The 525-nt window shown below is 65.0% G+C and carries 1 protein-coding gene; it reads left to right on the forward strand.

All coding sequences use genetic code 11. From position 1 onward, the window contains the following. Positions 1 to 29: 29 nt before the first annotated feature. Positions 30 to 525: glycosyltransferase (locus tag A5736_RS25475; protein WP_175611385.1), on the forward strand; the 496-nt coding region annotated here is incomplete at its 3' end.

Genomic DNA, 525 nt, shown 5'->3' on the forward strand with positions numbered 1-525 from the left:
ACGACGACTGAAAGGCGGAAACCTCCGCGATGAGATTTGTGCTGGCCATCTATGGAACTCGCGGCGACGCGGAGCCCTGCGTCGCAGTCGGCCGTGAACTGCTGCGCCGCGGTCACGACGTGTACATCGCGGTTCCGCCTGACCTGGTCGACTTTGCCGAGTCGGCTGGGCTGTCGGCCGTCGCCTACGGGCCCGATACGCGGGAGTGGTGGAGTTCGCACCGCGACTTCTGGACGCGTGTGTTCCGCAAATTCTGGAAGATCCGAGATCTGGTCAGGTCGTGGCGCGACATCGGGCAGTCCGTCACCCGGCACTGGGAGCAAATCACCGCGACACTGCGGACGCTGGCGGCCGGGTCCGACCTGCTGGTCACGTTTCTGAATTTCGAACAGCCCGCCGCCAATGTCGCCGAGTACTACGACATTCCGCTGGCCACCCTGCATCTCGCCCCGGTGCGGGTCAACGGACAGGTCCTGCCATTCCTGTCACCGTCGCTGGGCCGTTACGCGGTGCGGCTGTACGAGT

This window comes from Mycobacterium sp. SP-6446, from assembly GCF_001954045.1.
In the GTDB taxonomy this organism is placed as follows: domain Bacteria; phylum Actinomycetota; class Actinomycetes; order Mycobacteriales; family Mycobacteriaceae; genus Mycobacterium.